This is a genomic window from Aquisphaera insulae, assembly GCF_011064615.1.
GTDB classification, from domain to species: Bacteria; Planctomycetota; Planctomycetia; order Isosphaerales; family Isosphaeraceae; genus Aquisphaera; species Aquisphaera insulae.
On record NZ_JAALJH010000053.1, the window covers coordinates 1 to 16,017 of the forward strand.

General features: G+C 71.1%; 4 protein-coding genes. All 4 read left to right on the forward strand.

The window, feature by feature from the left end; translation table 11 throughout:
• Window positions 1–144: 144 nt before the first annotated feature.
• Window positions 145–1,287 carry a DUF4142 domain-containing protein gene (locus G6O54_RS23910; protein WP_165228824.1) on the forward strand — a complete coding sequence of 381 codons (1,143 nt, stop codon included), beginning with the start codon at window positions 145–147 and terminating at the stop codon, window positions 1,285–1,287.
• A gap of 152 nt (window positions 1,288–1,439) precedes the next feature.
• On the forward strand, window positions 1,440–3,080 hold the full coding sequence (locus tag G6O54_RS23915) for a PfaD family polyunsaturated fatty acid/polyketide biosynthesis protein (RefSeq protein WP_165228896.1): 1,641 nt from the start codon (window positions 1,440–1,442) through the stop codon (window positions 3,078–3,080).
• A gap of 134 nt (window positions 3,081–3,214) precedes the next feature.
• Complete coding sequence (locus G6O54_RS23920) at window positions 3,215–9,727, forward strand: type I polyketide synthase (RefSeq protein WP_205679016.1); 6,513 nt, start codon at window positions 3,215–3,217, stop codon at window positions 9,725–9,727.
• Entirely contained in the window at window positions 9,724–15,999 is a 6,276-nt protein-coding gene (locus G6O54_RS23925) for a beta-ketoacyl synthase N-terminal-like domain-containing protein (RefSeq protein WP_165228826.1), read from the forward strand. Before G6O54_RS23920 ends, G6O54_RS23925 begins: the two co-directional genes overlap by 4 nt.
• The last annotated feature ends 18 nt before the right edge of the window (window positions 16,000–16,017 follow it).

Sequence of the window (16,017 nt, forward strand, 5' to 3'; positions counted from 1 at the left end):
GATTACCCACCAAGGGCGGAGGGGCCTCGAACGATCCACCTGGAATCCGCCCGGCTCCAACCCCAGTTGGGTCGGCGCGGGCGTGTTGTCCTGGGCCGCCTCTCAACTCACCGAAGAGTCAGGCTGCGCAGGAGTTTGCCACCGATGATTCTGAATCGCTCACGCAAGCGTCGACTGGAATGCGATCAGCTCGAGACAAGGGCGCTCCTCTCGGGAGCGACGGGACACCACGTCACGGCCGTCTCCGCCCACCTCGCCATGTCCCGCATGGCGCGTGCCGCGGCCCCGGCGGCCCAGATGAGGACCATGGGTGTGGGCGCAGTCGCGGCCGCGTCCACGGGGGGCTCGCTCGTGAACGTCCCGACCGCCCCCGGCAACTCCGACGTCACGGCCTTGCAGGCGGTCGCCAGCGAAAACAATCTGGTCGTCTTCCTGAGCCAGTTCGAGGCTCTCTCGGGCTCCAACCCAACCACCCAGTCGCTCGCGCTCTCGCTCCTGAACGACGCCCGCGACATCGACCTGGCTCTCAATGGCTTCGCGGGTGGCCACGCGGTGGCGCTGCCCGGGAACGTCGCGGGCTCGAGTCAGGTGATCGCCCAGCAGATGATCGCAGGCGTTCGCTCGAAGAACGTGGATCAGACGTTCTCGACCCTGATTGTCCAGGCCGAGACGAACCTGCTCAACCAGGTTTCCGCCCTGTCGACGAGCGCCCAGGACGCATCGATCCGCAGCTTTGCCACGGGCCTCCTGCCGACGATCCAGTCCGACGTCTCCGCCGCCATGGGAACCGGGACCCTTGCGCCGGTGGCGACCACTCCCAGCAGCACGACTCTTGGTGACAACGACCTCCAGACGGTTGCGACCTATTACGGGATCAACGTCATGGAGCGGTTCCTCGGACAGATCACGCTGCTGACCACGAGGAGCGTCCCCATCGCGCTCTATTCCGCGAAGCTCATCGGCGACCACGAGCAGGGTGCACTCGCCCTCGGGGCCTACGCCGCCAGCACCGGCACCTATCTGCCGGCCTCGATCCCATCGGCCCTTGCACCGATGGCGCAGACGATCGTCACAGCTCTGCACAAGGTCCGGCCGAGAAACACCGCGGTCTACGATCGGACCTATCTGAGCCAGATGATCATGGGGCATACCGGCGCCCTGAAGCTCACCGCACAGGTCATCGCCACGACCCAGAACCCGTTCATCGAGCAGTTCGCGCTCAACGTCCAGCCAACCATCTGGATGCACCTGATCACGGCGAAGACCCTCAGGCGAGCCCCTGGCTGAGCCTCATCCGGCGGGGCGTCCGGAGCGGGCTCGACGGCCGTGGCCTCGGAGATCACGACGACCGGCCGGTGCCTCGGGATCCGCTCGGGCGAGACATGCCCCTGTCGGCCGGACGCCTCGCCTGGTATATCTGGCATCCTTGCGCCCGAACGATGGCGGGCGGAGGATCTGCCCTGGTATGGAGTTTCGTCGTGAAGTGGTCGTCTGACGACGGCTCCCGCGACGCGATCGAGCACGCGCTCGACGCGGTCGCGGAGCCTTTCCTGGTCCTCGAGCCGAAGGAGGGCCAGGAAGCCGGCCCGGATTGTGTTCGGTCCGGTACGCCCTTCGACCCGACCGACATCGGACCGGACCGGGGGCGGGTCCGGGCGTTCGTCCCCGCCATGCCGCTGGAGGGCTTGGGGGATCCGACGTTTCGGGAAGCCCACGGCACCCGCTACGCCTGCATGGCCGGCGCGATGGCCAACGGCATCGCCTCGGTCGAGCTGGTCGAGGCCATGGCCCGCGGGGGGATGCTCGGGATCTTCGGGGCGGCCGGGCTGACCATCGAGAATGTCGACGCGGCCATCGATCGGCTGGTCGGCAGCCTGGCGGGCACGCTCCCTTTCGGCGTCAACCTGATCCACAGCCCGCACGAACCCGCCCTGGAGGAGGCGATCGTCGACCTCTACCTGCGGCGGGGTATCCGCCTGGTGGAAGCCTCGGCGTTCCTGGGGCTGACGCTGCCGGTCGTCCGCTACCGGGTCGCGGGGATTCATGTCGACCCCGCTTCCGGGCGGATCGTCACGCCCAACCGGATCATCGCCAAGGTCTCCCGGGTCGAGGTCGCCACGAGGTTCCTGTCCCCGCCCCCCGAGCGGATGCTCGGCGAGCTGGTGAACCGGGCAGAGATCACCCACGAGCAGGCGATCCTGGCGTCCCGGATCCCGCTCGCGGACGACCTGACCGCCGAGGCCGATTCGGGTGGTCACACCGACAATCGCCCGGCGATCGTCCTGATCCCGACGATGCTCGCGCTCCGGGACCGGATCGCCCGGGAGCACGGTTATGACCGGACGCCTCGCGTGGGCGCCGCCGGGGGTATTTCCACCCCCTGGTCCGCGGCGGCGGCGCTGGCGATGGGGGCGTCTTACCTCGTGACCGGCTCGGTGAACCAGGCCTGCCAGGAGGCGGGGACCTCGGACGCCGTGCGCAAGATGCTGGCGGACGCCCAGCAGGCCGACATCGCCATGGCCCCCGCGGCGGACATGTTCGAGATGGGGGTGAAGGTCCAGGTCCTCAAGCGTGGGACCATGTTCGCCATGCGGGCGGCCAAGCTCTACGAGGTCTATCGGAACCACGGCAGCCTCGACGAGATCCCCGCCGCCGAGCGGGCGAACCTGGAGAAGACGATCTTCCGGCTCCCCCTCGACGAGATCTGGGACCAGACCCGGGAGTTCTTCCGCCGTCGCGACCCGGCCCAGGCGGAACGCGGCGAGCGCGAGCCGAAGCACCGGATGGCGCTGGTCTTCCGGTGGTATCTCGGCCAGTCCTCCCGGTGGGCGAACGTCGGCGAGCCATCCCGCGTCGTGGACTACCAGGTCTGGTGCGGGCCCGCCATGGCGGCCTTCAACGACTGGGTGCGCGGGACCTTCCTCGAGGCCCCCGAGAATCGCCGTGCGGTGACCGTGGCGTTGAATATCCTCCACGGCGCGGCCGTCCTGGCCCGCTCGCGGATGCTCGAGTCGCAGGGGGTCCGCCTGCCGGCCGGAGTGCCGAGGCTTGCCCCTCGGGACCGCGGTGACATTGAGTAGCGGGGCCGAACCGCTTACCATGGGGGTTCTTCCGCGGATCGCCGACGCTACCTGGCTCCGCCCGCATTTGCTCGCCCGCGCCGTTGGAAAGGGTAAGTGAATTGACTCAGGCCGAATCCCCGCAACCGGTTCCGGTGGCCATCATCGGAATGGGCTGCCAGTTCCCCATGGCCGAGGACCTCGGGCGCTACTGGTCCAATATCCTCGCCGGCCTGGATGCCATCACGGATGTGCCGTCCTCGCACTGGCGGCCGGCGGACTACTGGGACGAGGACCCGAAGGCGGCCGACCGGACCTACGCCCGCCGGGGCGGCTTCCTGACGCCGGTCGACTTCCCGCTCCTCGACTTCGGCATGAACCCGCACGCGCTCGAGGCGACCGACACGACCCAGCTCCTGGGCCTGATGGTGGCCCGCGCGGCACTCGAGGACGCCGGGTACGGCGCCGGGCGAACCTTCGACCGCGACCGCGTGAGCGTGATCCTGGGCGTGACGGGGACGCTCGAGCTCGTGATCCCGCTGGGGGCCCGGCTCGGGCACCCGATCTGGCGGCGGGCCCTCCGAGAGGCGGGCGTCGATGGCGCGACCGCCGAGGACGTCGTCCGGCGGATCTCGGGATCCTATCCCGCCTGGCAGGAGAACTCGTTCCCGGGGCTCCTCGGCAACGTGGCGGCCGGCCGGATAGCCAACAAGCTGGACCTGGGCGGCACCAATTGCGTCGTCGATGCCGCCTGCGCCAGCTCGCTGGGCGCGGTGAACCTCGCGCTCCTGGAGCTGGCCGCCGGCCGCTGCGACGTCGCCCTCTCCGGCGGGCTCGATACGTTCAATGACATTTTCATGTATATGTGCTTCAGCAAGACCCCGGCCCTGTCGCCGACGGGCGACGCGCGGCCCTTCGACGCGTCGTCCGACGGGACGATCCTGGGGGAGGGCCTGGGGGTCCTGGTGCTGAAGCGGCTGGCGGATGCGGAGCGGGACGGCGACCGGATCTACGCGGTGATCCGGTCGATGGGTACGTCGAGCGACGGCAAGGGGCAGGCGGTCTACGCGCCCAGCGCCGCCGGCCAGGCGAAGGCGCTGCGGCAGGCCTACGAGCGGGCCGGGATCACGCCCGCCTCGATCGAGCTGGTCGAGGCCCACGGGACCGGGACCAAGGTCGGGGACGCGATCGAGCTGGAGGCCCTGGAGGGGGTCTATCGGGGGGCCCGCGACGTGGCGGGCTGGTGTGCCCTGGGCTCGGTGAAGTCCCAGCTCGGCCACACCAAGGCCGCCGCCGGGGCGGCCGGGCTGATCAAGGCGGCGATGGCGCTCCATCGGAGGGTGCTGCCGCCGACGATCAAGGTGAAGGAGCCGATCGGCCCGCTGGCCTCGGGGGCCTCGCCGTTCTACGTCAATTCCGAGCCCCGCCCGTGGCTCGTTCCGCCGGGGGGAGCGCCGCGGCGGGCGGCGGTGAGCGCCTTCGGGTTCGGCGGCAGCAATTATCACTGCGTCCTGGAGGAGCATGCGCCGACGCCGACGGGCATTGACTGGTGCGGAGACGTCCAGATCCTGGCCTACACCGCCGACGATCCGACGTCCCTGTCGGCCGGGCTGCCGAAATGGACCGGCGAGGTCGCCTGGTCCGAGGTGCGGGCCGAAGGCGCCCGCTCCCGCGCGGCCTTCCGGCCGGGGCGCCCGCTCCGCGTCTTGATGGTGGCGAGCCGCGGCGGGACGGCCCCCGCCCGGTTGATCGAGATGGCCTCGGCCCGACTCGGCGACACGCCGACGTCCGCCGGCGGGCCGTCGCGCGAGGTCTTCGTCGGCCGCGGGCCGGCGCCCGGGCCGCTGGCGCTGGTCTTCCCCGGCCAGGGCTCGCAATATCTCGGGATGTTCCGGGAGCTCGCCTGCCGGTTCCCGCGGATGCAAGCGGCTCTCTCGCTCTGGGAGAGCCTGGCCGGCGAGGGCGAGCCCCGACTCGGCGACACGATCTATCCCCCCGCTGCATTCCGGGACGAGGTGCGTCGCGCCCAGCACGAGGCGCTCCGGGATACCCGGGCGGCCCAGCCGGCGATCGGTGCGGTCTCCGCCGGGCTCCTCCGGATCCTGCGCGATTTCGGGCTCCAGGCCGGATTCGCGGCTGGCCACAGCTTCGGCGAGCTGACGGCCCTGCACGCCGCCGGCCGGATCGACGAGCGGACCCTGGCCCAACTCTCGAGGCGGCGGGGCGCCCTCATGGCCGATTGCGCCAACGGTGACGAGCCCGGCTCGATGCTGGCGGTGCTCGCCCCCGCGGACGACGTGGCCGGCTTGATCCGCCGGCACGGCCTGGACCTGGTCATCGCCAATCGCAACGCCCCGAGGCAGTGCGTCCTCTCCGGCCCGAGGTCCGAGGTCGATCGCGCGGCGGATCTTTGCGAGGAGGCCAGGCTGACGGCCCGGCGGCTGGCGGTGTCGGCGGCCTTCCACAGCCGGCTCGTGGCGGGCGCCGAGGACGCCTTCCGCGACGAGTTGCGGGCCGTCGAGCTCGCCGCGGGGTCGATCCCCGTCTTCGCCAACGCGACCGGATCGGCCTACCCCGACGACCCCGACGAGGCCCGAGAGCTGCTCGCCGGCCAGCTCGCCCAGCCGGTCGAGTTCGTCGCCCAGATCGAGGCCATGTATCAGGCCGGGGCGCGGACGTTCCTCGAGGTCGGCCCCGACGGGAAGCTGAGCGGACTCGTCCGCTCGATCCTCGAGGACGCCGATCACGCCGCCATCGCGATCGACCGCTCTCGCGGCGAAGGGCCGCACGGCAATCTCATCGACCTGGCGGCGGCGCTCGCAAACCTGGCGGCGATCGGCTATCCTCTGGCGCTCGACCGGTGGGACGACGCGGCCGGCGGGAAGCCCTCCCCGGCCCCGGCCGCTCGCAAGGGACCGACCGTGAAGGTCTGCGGCGCGAACCCGATGCCCGCCACCCCCCCTCCACCCCCGCCAACGCCGATGTCCGCACCGCGTGTGCAACCGAAGCCCATCCCGGCGGCAACAGCCCCCGAGCCGATCATGCCATCCGCGATACCAAGTCATGCCCCCGGGACAAACGGCCACGCCCCCCCTGCCACCCGACCCGCCCCGACTTCGAGACCGCTGCCGTCGGTTTCGAAGGGCTCGCACGCACCGGTCGCGGCCGCGACGCAGGCCGTCGGGTCGGCTCTTGCCGGCGCCCTCCAGCAGGCTCAGGAGAGCCTGATCGGACTCCAGCGACTGGCCGAGCAGACGGCGGACCTGCACCGCAAGTTCCTGGAAGGCCAGGTCGAATCGCAGCGATCCTTCCAGGCCCTCTTCGAGCACCAGCAGCGGCTGACCCTGGCGGCGGTTGGCGCGGCGGCCCCCCCGGCTGCGGCCCCCGCTACCACCCTCCCCTCGATGCCTTACCCGATTTCGGTCCCGGTTGATCCGGCTCCCGCTTACGAGCCCGTCTCGTTGGTCTCGGCGCCGGCCTCGACGAACGGCCATGGGGCCAACGGCAAGATGAGCGGCCTGGTGGAGAGGCCTCCCGCGTCGCCCCCCCGCGCTGAACCGTCCATTCCCGCGGTGGACGTCGCCGCGGTCCTGCTCGAGGTGGTCTCCGAGAAGACCGGATATCCCGCCGAGATGCTCGAGCTGGGCATGCAGCTCGACGCCGACCTCGGCATCGACTCGATCAAGCGGGTCGAGATCCTCTCGGCCATCCAGGACCGGCTACCGGGCTCGCCCGCCGTCGGCCCAGAGCACCTCGGCGAGCTCCGCACCCTCGCCCAGATCGCCGACTTCCTGCGCCAGGGCGTCGCGAGCACGCCCGCCGCGACCGCGCCGGAGGCGGCCCCCTCGGTGGACGTCGCCGCGGTCCTGCTCGAGGTGGTCTCCGAGAAGACCGGATATCCCGCCGAGATGCTCGAGCTGGGCATGCAGCTCGACGCCGACCTCGGCATCGACTCGATCAAGCGGGTCGAGATCCTCTCGGCCATCCAGGATCGGCTACCGGGCTCGCCCGCCGTCGGCCCCGAGCACCTCGGCGAGCTCCGCACCCTCGCCCAGATCGCCGACTTCCTGGCGAGCGATTCGAAGCGGGCAAAAATGCCGGAGCCGGCGCCGACCGCGGCCGCGTTGCCGGAGGCCACGTTGCCGGAGGCCGCTCGTCACGGGATGGCCAGCGACGCGGCGAACGTCCCGGACCCGGTTCTCGAGCAACTGATTCCCCGTTCGGTCCCGCTCGACGAGAGGACCGCTCGGGAAACGACTCCCCTCGATGTTCAGGGCGAATTCTGGGTGACCGAGGATGGATCACCGCTGGGCGCCGCGGTCGTCGATGCCCTCTGCCGGCGGGGACTTGCGGCCAGGCTCATCGGTCCCGACACGGCCGACCTGCCGGCGGTCGTCGACCGCCTCGCCGGGCTCGTCGTCGTGGCCAGGGCCTCCGGGACCGATGCCGCCGTGCTCAAGGGTGCTTTCGAGCTCTTGAAGCGATGCGGTCCGGGACTTCGGGCCTCGGCCGCCCGCGGAGGGGCCGTGCTCGTCACGGTGTCGCGGCTCGACGGCGAGATGGGGTTCAGCCTCCGGCAGCCGATGGAGGATCCGGGCTCGGGGGCGCTCGCCGGCCTGGTCAAGACGGCCCAGGCCGAATGGCCGGAGGTCGCGTGCAAGGCGATCGACGTCGGGACGGGACGGCCGCCGCTCGATCTGCTGGCGGATCGGCTGGCGGAGGAGGTCCTCCGACGTGGACCGATCGAGGTGGGGCTGGCCGACGGCCATACGGCCACCGTGGAGATGCAGCCGCTCCCGTCGTCCTCGCGTCGAGCCGGCGAGCCGGGGATCCGGCCCGGCGACGTCGTGGTGATCAGCGGCGGCGCGAGAGGCATCACGGCGGAGATCGCCGTGGAGCTTGCGACGGCGCTGCAGCCCCGGATTGTGCTCCTGGGTCGGACGGCCGAGCCGGAGAGGGAGACGGAGCCGGCATGGCTGGCGGCCGCCCACTCCGAGGCGGACATCCGCCGGGCCATCCGGTCGAATGCCGGAGCCAGCCTTTCGCCGCAGGAGCTCGCGGACGCGGCCCGCAAGGTCCTGGCCCATCGCGAGGTGACCGCGACCCTGGCGAGGATCCGGGCCGCCGGATCCGAGGTAGAGTATCACCGGGTCGATGTCCGAGATCGCGGCGCGGTGGCGCGGGTCCTCGCCCAGGTTCAGGCCACGCACGGCCCGGTCCGCGGGCTCATCCACGGGGCGGGTGTGCTGGCGGATCGGCGGATCGAGGACCAGACCCAGGCCCAGTTCGATGCCGTCTTCGACACCAAGGTCGGCGGGCTGATGGCGCTCACGGAGGCCGTGGACCTCGCCGCGCTGCGGCTGCTCGCCGTCTTCTCGTCGTCCACGGCGCGGTTCGGCAGGCTCGGGCAGGTGGCCTATTCGGCGTCCAACGAGTGGCTCAACAAGTGGTGCCATCGCGCGTCGCGGGACTTCCAGGACTGCCGCGTCGTTTCATTCAACTGGGGGCCCTGGGCCGGAGGCATGGTGGACGACTCGCTCCGGGCGCTCTTCGAGAAGGAAGGGCTGGGCCTGATCCCGCTCCGGGCCGGCGCGAGGCTCTTCGCCGAGGAGATCCAGTCGGCCCGGCGAGCCTGGACGGAAGTCGTGGTCCTTGCCAGGCCCTTGGCGGCGACGGGGCAACCCGCGCCGACCCGGACGGGGCAGAACGGCAAGTCCAACGGTCATTCCCTCGAGCACGGCCACGGCCAACCGGCGGCCCACGCCGCCGGCAACGGGAGATCCAACGGCGAGGCCAAGCTCGACGTCGTCTTCGAGCGGAAGATCGATGTCCGATCGCTCCCCGTCATCCGTTCGCACGTCATCGACGGCCATGCCGTGCTGCCCATGGCCCTGATCCTCGAGTGGCTGGCGGAAGGGGCCCTGCATCGCAACCCCGGCCTCGCGGTCGCGGGCGTGGATCATCTCAAGCTGTTCAAGGGGATCGTCCTGCCGGACCGCGGGACGGCCGGCCTCTCGATCCGCGTCGGGAAGAAGCAGAGGCATGGGGAGCTGCTGGCGGTCCCCGTCGAGGTGCACGGCTCGCTCGAGGGCGGGCGGCCGGTGATCCACGCGAGGGCGACCGTCCTGCTGGCCGACGCCCAGCCGTCGGGGGAACGCCGACTGGCGGAACCGGCCCTCCGGCCGCTCGAAATCAGGCGGGATGAGGTCTACCACAAGCTCCTCTTCCACGGGCCGGCGATGCAGGCGATCGAGAATCTGGAAGGGGGAGGCGACCGGGCCGTGGCCGCCCGGGTGGCGACCGCGCCCGTCCCGGCGGCCTGGATGGAGCGCCCCTTCCGCCAGTCCTGGCTGACCGACCCCCTGGCGATCGATGCCGCGTTCCAGGTCGTCGTGCTCTGGACGCGTCAGCATCTGGGCGCCAACTCTCTGCCGACGGGCATCGGCTCCTATCGCCAGTACCGGCGGAGCTTCCCGGCGGAGGGGGTCCGCGTGCTGGCCATCGTCCGCGAGGCCGGCAGCCACCGGGCGGTCGCGGACATCGAGTTCCTGGACGACGACGGCCGACTGGTGGCACGGATCGACGGCTACGAATGCGTGGTCGACCCGTCCCTGAACCAGGCTTTCCGCCGCAATCGACTCCCCCAGCTCGAGGTGGCGTCGAGTTGAACGCCCCCCCGCAAGGCCCTGCCGACCCCGCCGACGTCAGACGCGGCCCGGATACGGCCATCGCCATCGTCGCCTACGCCGGCTTCCTCCCGGGCGGCGGCTCACTCGACGACTTCTGGAGGCGGGTCGAGGCTGGGGTCGACGCCACGTCGGACGTCCCGGCCGGGCGCTGGTTGGCCCCCCCGGCCGACGTCTTCGACCCCAGGATCGCCCGGCCGGATCGCGTGTACTCCACCCGTGGAGGGTTCGTCCCGCCCGTGGAGGGTACGCTCGAGGGGCTCGATCTCGATGTCGGTGTCGTCGACCGGCTCGATCCGGGGCTTCGCCTGGCCCTGATAGCCGGCCGCGATGCATGGCGATCCGCGCGGACCGAGGACCTGGATCGAAGCCGCGTCGGCGTGATCCTCGGCCACATCGTCCTGCCCACCGAGGGATCCTCGGCCTACTCGCGCGAGGTGCTCGGCGGGGAGCTCGACCGTGCCATCGGCCTTGAAACGAATCGCGGCTCGCGGTTGAAGGCGGTCCCGGATCCTCGAAATGCGTTCCCCGCCGCCGCACCCGCAACCTGGCTGGCGCGAGGGCTGGGACTTGGCGGCGAGGCGTACACGCTCGACGCGGCCTGTGCGTCGTCCCTGTTCGCGATCAAGCTCGCGGCCGATGCCCTGGCTTCGGGGCACGCCGACGCGATGATCACCGGGGGCGTGTCGCGGCCCGACCCGCTCTACACGCAAATGGGTTTCTCCCAGCTCAAGGCGCTTTCCTCGCGCGGCAAGTCGGCCCCGTTCGACGCCGCGGGGGACGGGCTGGTTGTCGGCGAGGGGGTCGGCGTCTTCGTCCTCAAGCGGCTGGCGGACGCCGTCCGCGACCGGGATACGATCCACGCCGTGATCCGCGGCGTCGGGCTCTCGAACGACGTCCACGGCGACCTGCTGGCGCCGAGCAGCGAAGGTCAGCTTCGCGCGATGCGATCGGCCTACGACCGGGCCGGCTGGTCGCCCGCCGACGTCGACCTGATCGAGTGTCACGCGACGGGAACCCCCGTGGGCGACGCGGTGGAGGTCCAGAGCCTGCGAGCGCTCTGGGAGGACCGGACGCCCGGCTCGCGTCGGTGCGTGCTCGGATCCGTGAAGTCGAACGTGGGCCACATGCTGACCGCGGCCGGCGCGGCGGGTCTGATCAAGTTACTGCTGGCGTTGAAGCACGGTGTGCTACCGCCGACCGCGAACCAGTCGGTTCCCAACCCGAGGCACAACCTAGAGGAAAGCCCGTTCCGGGTCCTGAGGTCGTCGGAGCCGTGGGCCCGGCGCGGACCGTCGATCCCCCGTCGTGCCGCGATCAGCGGCTTCGGCTTCGGCGGGACCAATGCCCATCTCCTCCTCGAGGAGTGGGCCGTGCCCGGGCCGATCGCGGAACGAGGAGAGAGGCCATCCGACGCCGCGGCGTGCCCAGTCGCGATCGTGGGCATGGCGGCCCATTTCGGCACTTCCGACGGGCTGCCGGCCGTCCGGGAGCGTCTCCTCGGGGCGGATTCGGGAGAGGACACGGAGTGGGGCCCGCTCGGAGGCTTCTCGATCGGCCTGGGCCGATTTCGAATCCCTCCGCGGGAGCTCGCGGAGATCCTCCCGCAGCAATCCCTGATGTTGAAGGTCGCCGCGGACGCCCTCGAGCAGACCCGGGTGCGCCCCCAGTCCGGACCGCGGACCGGCGTCTTGATTGGGCTGGGCCTGGATCAGCACACGAACGACTACCAACTCCGCTGGTGGCTGCCGGAGAAGGTGGCGGAGTGGGATCGCGCCCTCGGCCTCGGGCTCGCGCCGGCAGAGCGCGACGCCTGGGTCGACGAGCTGCGCGAGATCGTCAGTCCGGCGCTCAACGCGAACCGAACCATGGGATCGCTCGGCGGCCTGGTGGCCAGCCGGGTGGCTCGCGAGTTCCGCTTCGGGGGGCCGAGCTTCTCCGTCTCCGCCGACGAGGCCTCCGGGACCCAGGCCCTGAGGATCGCCGAGCGGTGGCTGGCCCGCGGGGAGCTCGACGCGGTGGTCGTCGGCGCGGTGGACCTGCCGGGTGATCCCCGCGCGGCGAGTGCGGCCGGGAGCCTGGCCGGCATCCGCGAGCCGGGAGAAGGGGCCGCGGCCCTGGTCCTGAAGCGGCTCGACGACGCCCGCCGCGACGGCGATCTCGTGTATGCCGTCCTCGGCCGCGAGACGGAGAATGAACCCGAGCTGACCCTGACGCCTGGGCCCCGGAGGGGGATCGGCTGGCTGGGGGCCGCCGAGGGCCTATCCGGCGTGATCGAGGCGGCGCTTCGCCTGCACGAGGAGATACTGCCCGGGACGAACGGCGGACCTCGCGAGTACTGGCTCCGGAACCGAGACGACGGCGCGCGCCGCGCGGGGGTCTCCGTCGCGACGCTCGACGGACGCCTGGACCGGGTCGTGCTCGAGTCGTCCGAGCACGATACCGACCGATACGGATTGGATGAGCCGTCCGCAAGACGCGTCGGTGGCGAGGGTGTCGTCGGTCCCTGGCCGATCGCCTTCGTGTACCCCGGGCTCGGCAACATCTTCCCCGGCATGGGTCGCGACGCGGCCCTGGCGTGGCCGGAGGCGATGCGAGCCCTCGATCGTCGGAACCGGCGGCTTCGCGACCAGTTCCGCCCGGACGTCTGGTGGAACGAAACCGCGGCGGCGAGCGGCGGCGGTGACCATCGGGCCCCGATCCTTGGCCAGGTCGCGGTCGGAAGCCTGATGACGGAGGTCTTTCTGGGGCTGGGAGTCCGCCCCGCCGCGGCCATCGGCTACAGCATGGGGGAATCCACGGCGCTCGTCTCGCTGGGCGCCTGGACCGATCGCGACGAGATGGCACGACGGCTCGAGTCGTCTCCCCTGTTCGCGACCGAGCTGGCCGGGACTTGCGACGCCGCCCGCCGGACCTGGGGGCTCGAGTCGACGGACGCGGTCGACTGGATCGCCGGGATCGTCCCGCGGGGCGGTTCCGAGGTGGAAGCCGCGATCGGAGGCCAATCTCGGGTCTACCTGCTGATCCGCAACGCCGCGGACGAGTCGGTCATCGGCGGCCAGGGATCGGCTGTCCGCGCGGTCGTCGAGGCACTCGGCTGTCCCTTCCTGCCGCTGCCGATCGTGAGCACGGTGCACTGCGAGATCGGCCGCTGCGTCGAGTCGGATTACCGGGCACTCCACGACCTGCCGACGAAGGCCGTCGAGGGCGTGACGTTCTACCGGGGTGTCCTCGGCGACTCGTACCGTCCCGATCGTGGCTCGGCCGCGGACGCGATCACCGCGCAGGCGACCGGCACGATCGATTTCCCGGCCGTCGTCGAGCGGGCCTATTCGGATGGCATCCGCGTGTTCCTCGAGATGGGGCCGGGCGCGTCGTGTACCCGGCTGATCGGCAAGATCCTGGGCGATCGGCCGCATCTCGCGATGGCCGCCTACATGCCCGATCGGGACCCGGCGGAGACGGTGCGCGGGATCGTCGGGCGACTGGTCGAGTTCGGCATTCCCCTCGCGGTCCCTTCCGTCGATCCGTCGAACGACAAGCCTCCTCAGGACGATCGGGCGGCGACCGGGGGCCGGACGCTCCAGATCGAGGCCCGCCACGCGGACTATTCCGCGCTGCGGCCTCCGCGGCCGCGCGTACCCGCGACGGTCGCGCCGACCGGACCGGTTCCCATCCCCGCGACGACGATGATGAGTCCGATGAACTCCACACACCCGGATCCGATGTCGACCAGCCTCGTCTCGGCGGAGTCGGCCCGCGTCGCGGCCCATGGCACTTACCTCTCGACCGCGGCGGGTTGGGAGCGGCTCATGGCGGGGGCCCTCGATCACCAGCTCCGCCTGATCGGGCTGGCGACGACCGGGGCGCCCGTGGCCGTCATCGAGGAACAGAGGTTGCACGCGGAGGTGCCGGCCGGCCCGGTCCGATCGCTCGATCGCGAGCAATGCCTGGAGTTCGCCGTCGGCTCGATCGCCCGGGTCCTCGGGCCCGAGTTCGCGGGGGTGGATTCCTATCCGACCCGCGTCCGGCTACCCGACGAGCCGCTCATGCTCGTTGACCGGATCGTCGAGATCGACGGAGAGCCGCTGTCGATGAGCCCCGGGCGAGTCGTCACGGAGCACGACGTGCTGCCGGGCGGCTGGTATCTCGACGCCGGCCGGATCGCGCCCTGCATCGCCATCGAGGCGGGGCAGGCGGACCTGTTCCTCTCCGGTTATCTCGGGATCGATTTCGAAACCTGCGGCCTGGCCGTCTATCGCCTGCTCGACGCCACGGTCACGTTCCATCGCGGGCTGCCGCCGCCGGGTGCCGTGATCCGGTACGACATCCGGATCACGCGGTTCTTTCGGCAGGGCGAGACGCATCTCTTCCGGTTCGAATTCGAGGGGACGGTAGACGGTCAGGTCCTGCTGACGATGCGAGACGGCTGCGCGGGATTCTTCTCCGAGGCCGAGCTTTCGGCCGGAAAAGGGGTCGTCCCGCGTCCGCTCGACGCGAGGCCGAGACCCGGGATCCGTCCGGAGGACTGGACCGACCTGGTGCCGCTGTCGCCCGCGACACTCGACGAGTCCCAGGTCGGGGCCCTCCGTCGGGGCGACCTGGCCACCGCGTTCGGCCCGTCCTTCGCCCGGATTCAGGCGGACGAGGTCCTCCCGCTTCCCGGGGGGCGGATGACGCTCGTGGATCGCGTGGAGACGCTCGACCCCGCCGGGGGCCGGTTCGGCCTGGGGATCATCCGCGGCGAGGCGGATATCCACCCGGGCGACTGGTTCATGGTCTGCCACTTCGTGGACGACCGGGTGATGCCGGGTACGCTCATGTACGAGTGCTGCCTGCACACGCTCCGAATCTTCCTGATGCGGCTGGGCTGGATCGGGAAGCGGGACCGGGCGGCGTACGAGCCGCTCCCGGGGGTGGCGAGCCGGCTCCGCTGCCGCGGCCAGGTCGTGGAATCGACCCGCAAGGTGACCTACGAGATTTCAGTCAAGGAGCTGGGCTACGGCCCCGAGCCCTACGCGATCGCCGATGCGCTCATGTACGCCGACGGCAAGCCGATCGTGGAGGTCAGCGACATCACGCTCCGGCTGACGGGGACGACCCGCGACGAACTCGAACGGCTCTGGCAGTCGTCGGTCCCGGCTCCGGCCATCGAGGGTCGGGCTTCGGCGGCCCCCTACCAGGACAAGGCGGCGATTCTCGCGTTCGCCACGGGCAAGCCGTCGGCGGCCTTCGGCGAGCGCTACCGTCCGTTCGACGCGGATCGATTCATCGCCCGCCTGCCGGCGCCACCGTACCAGTTCCTGGATCGGATCGTGACCTTCCGCGGCGAGCCGTTCACGATGGCGGTCGGGACGTCGGCCGTGGGCGATTACGACATCCCGCCCGACGCCTGGTACTTCGACGCCGATCGGCAGGAGCAGGTCCCGTACGCGGTCCTGCTCGAGGCCGCGCTCCAGACCTGCGGCTGGACCTCGGCCGCGATGGGCTCCGCGCTGGCGAGCCCGGGGCCGCTCAAGTACCGTAACCTCGGCGGGACCGCTCGCCAGCACCGGGCGCTCGATCGATCGTCCGGGACGATCCGCTCCGAGGTGGCCGTGACAAAGGTCACACGATCGGCGGGGATGATCCTCCAGCACTTCGATTTCGCGGTCCGGCAAGGGGATGCGCTGGTCTTCGACGGCTCGACCTATTTCGGGTTCTTCCACCCGGACGCCCTGGCGGAACAGGCCGGCGTCCGCGAGGCGTCGAGCCACGCGTGGACGGCCGACGAGCGAGCGAGGGCCCGCGCGTTCGCCGTGCCGGATCGGGCGCCGTTCCCGGATCGGCGCTGGCGGATGGTGGATCGCGTGGTGGCGATGAGCCGCGACGGCGGCCCGCACGGGCTCGGGGTGATCGAGGGGCGGGTGGAGGTCGATCCATCCGCCTGGTTCTTCGCGGCCCACTTCCTGGGCGACCCGGTCTGGCCGGGGTCATTGGGGTTGGAATCCCTCCTCCAACTCCTTAAAGTCGTAGCCGCGGACCGATGGGGAGGCGGGGCCGATTCCTCGTTCGAGTCCCCGGCCCTGGGCCAGGAGCACCGCTGGATCTACCGCGGGCAGATCCTGCCCACCAACCGCGAGGTGACCGCCCAGGCCGTGATCACGGGCCTCGACGACGAGGCGCGGCTGATCCGGGCCGACGGCATCCTCTCGGTCGACGGCAAGATCATCTATCAGATGGACGGTTTCACCCTGCGACTGCGGACTCGATGAGTCCGCCCGGGCGGGATG

Coding starts and splice junctions, on each gene's coding strand:
- G6O54_RS23910 (WP_165228824.1), top strand. CDS start 145: ATGATTCTGAATCGCTCACGCAAGCGTCGACTGGAATGCGATCAGCTC.
- G6O54_RS23915 (WP_165228896.1), top strand. CDS start 1,440: ATGGCGGGCGGAGGATCTGCCCTGGTATGGAGTTTCGTCGTGAAGTGG.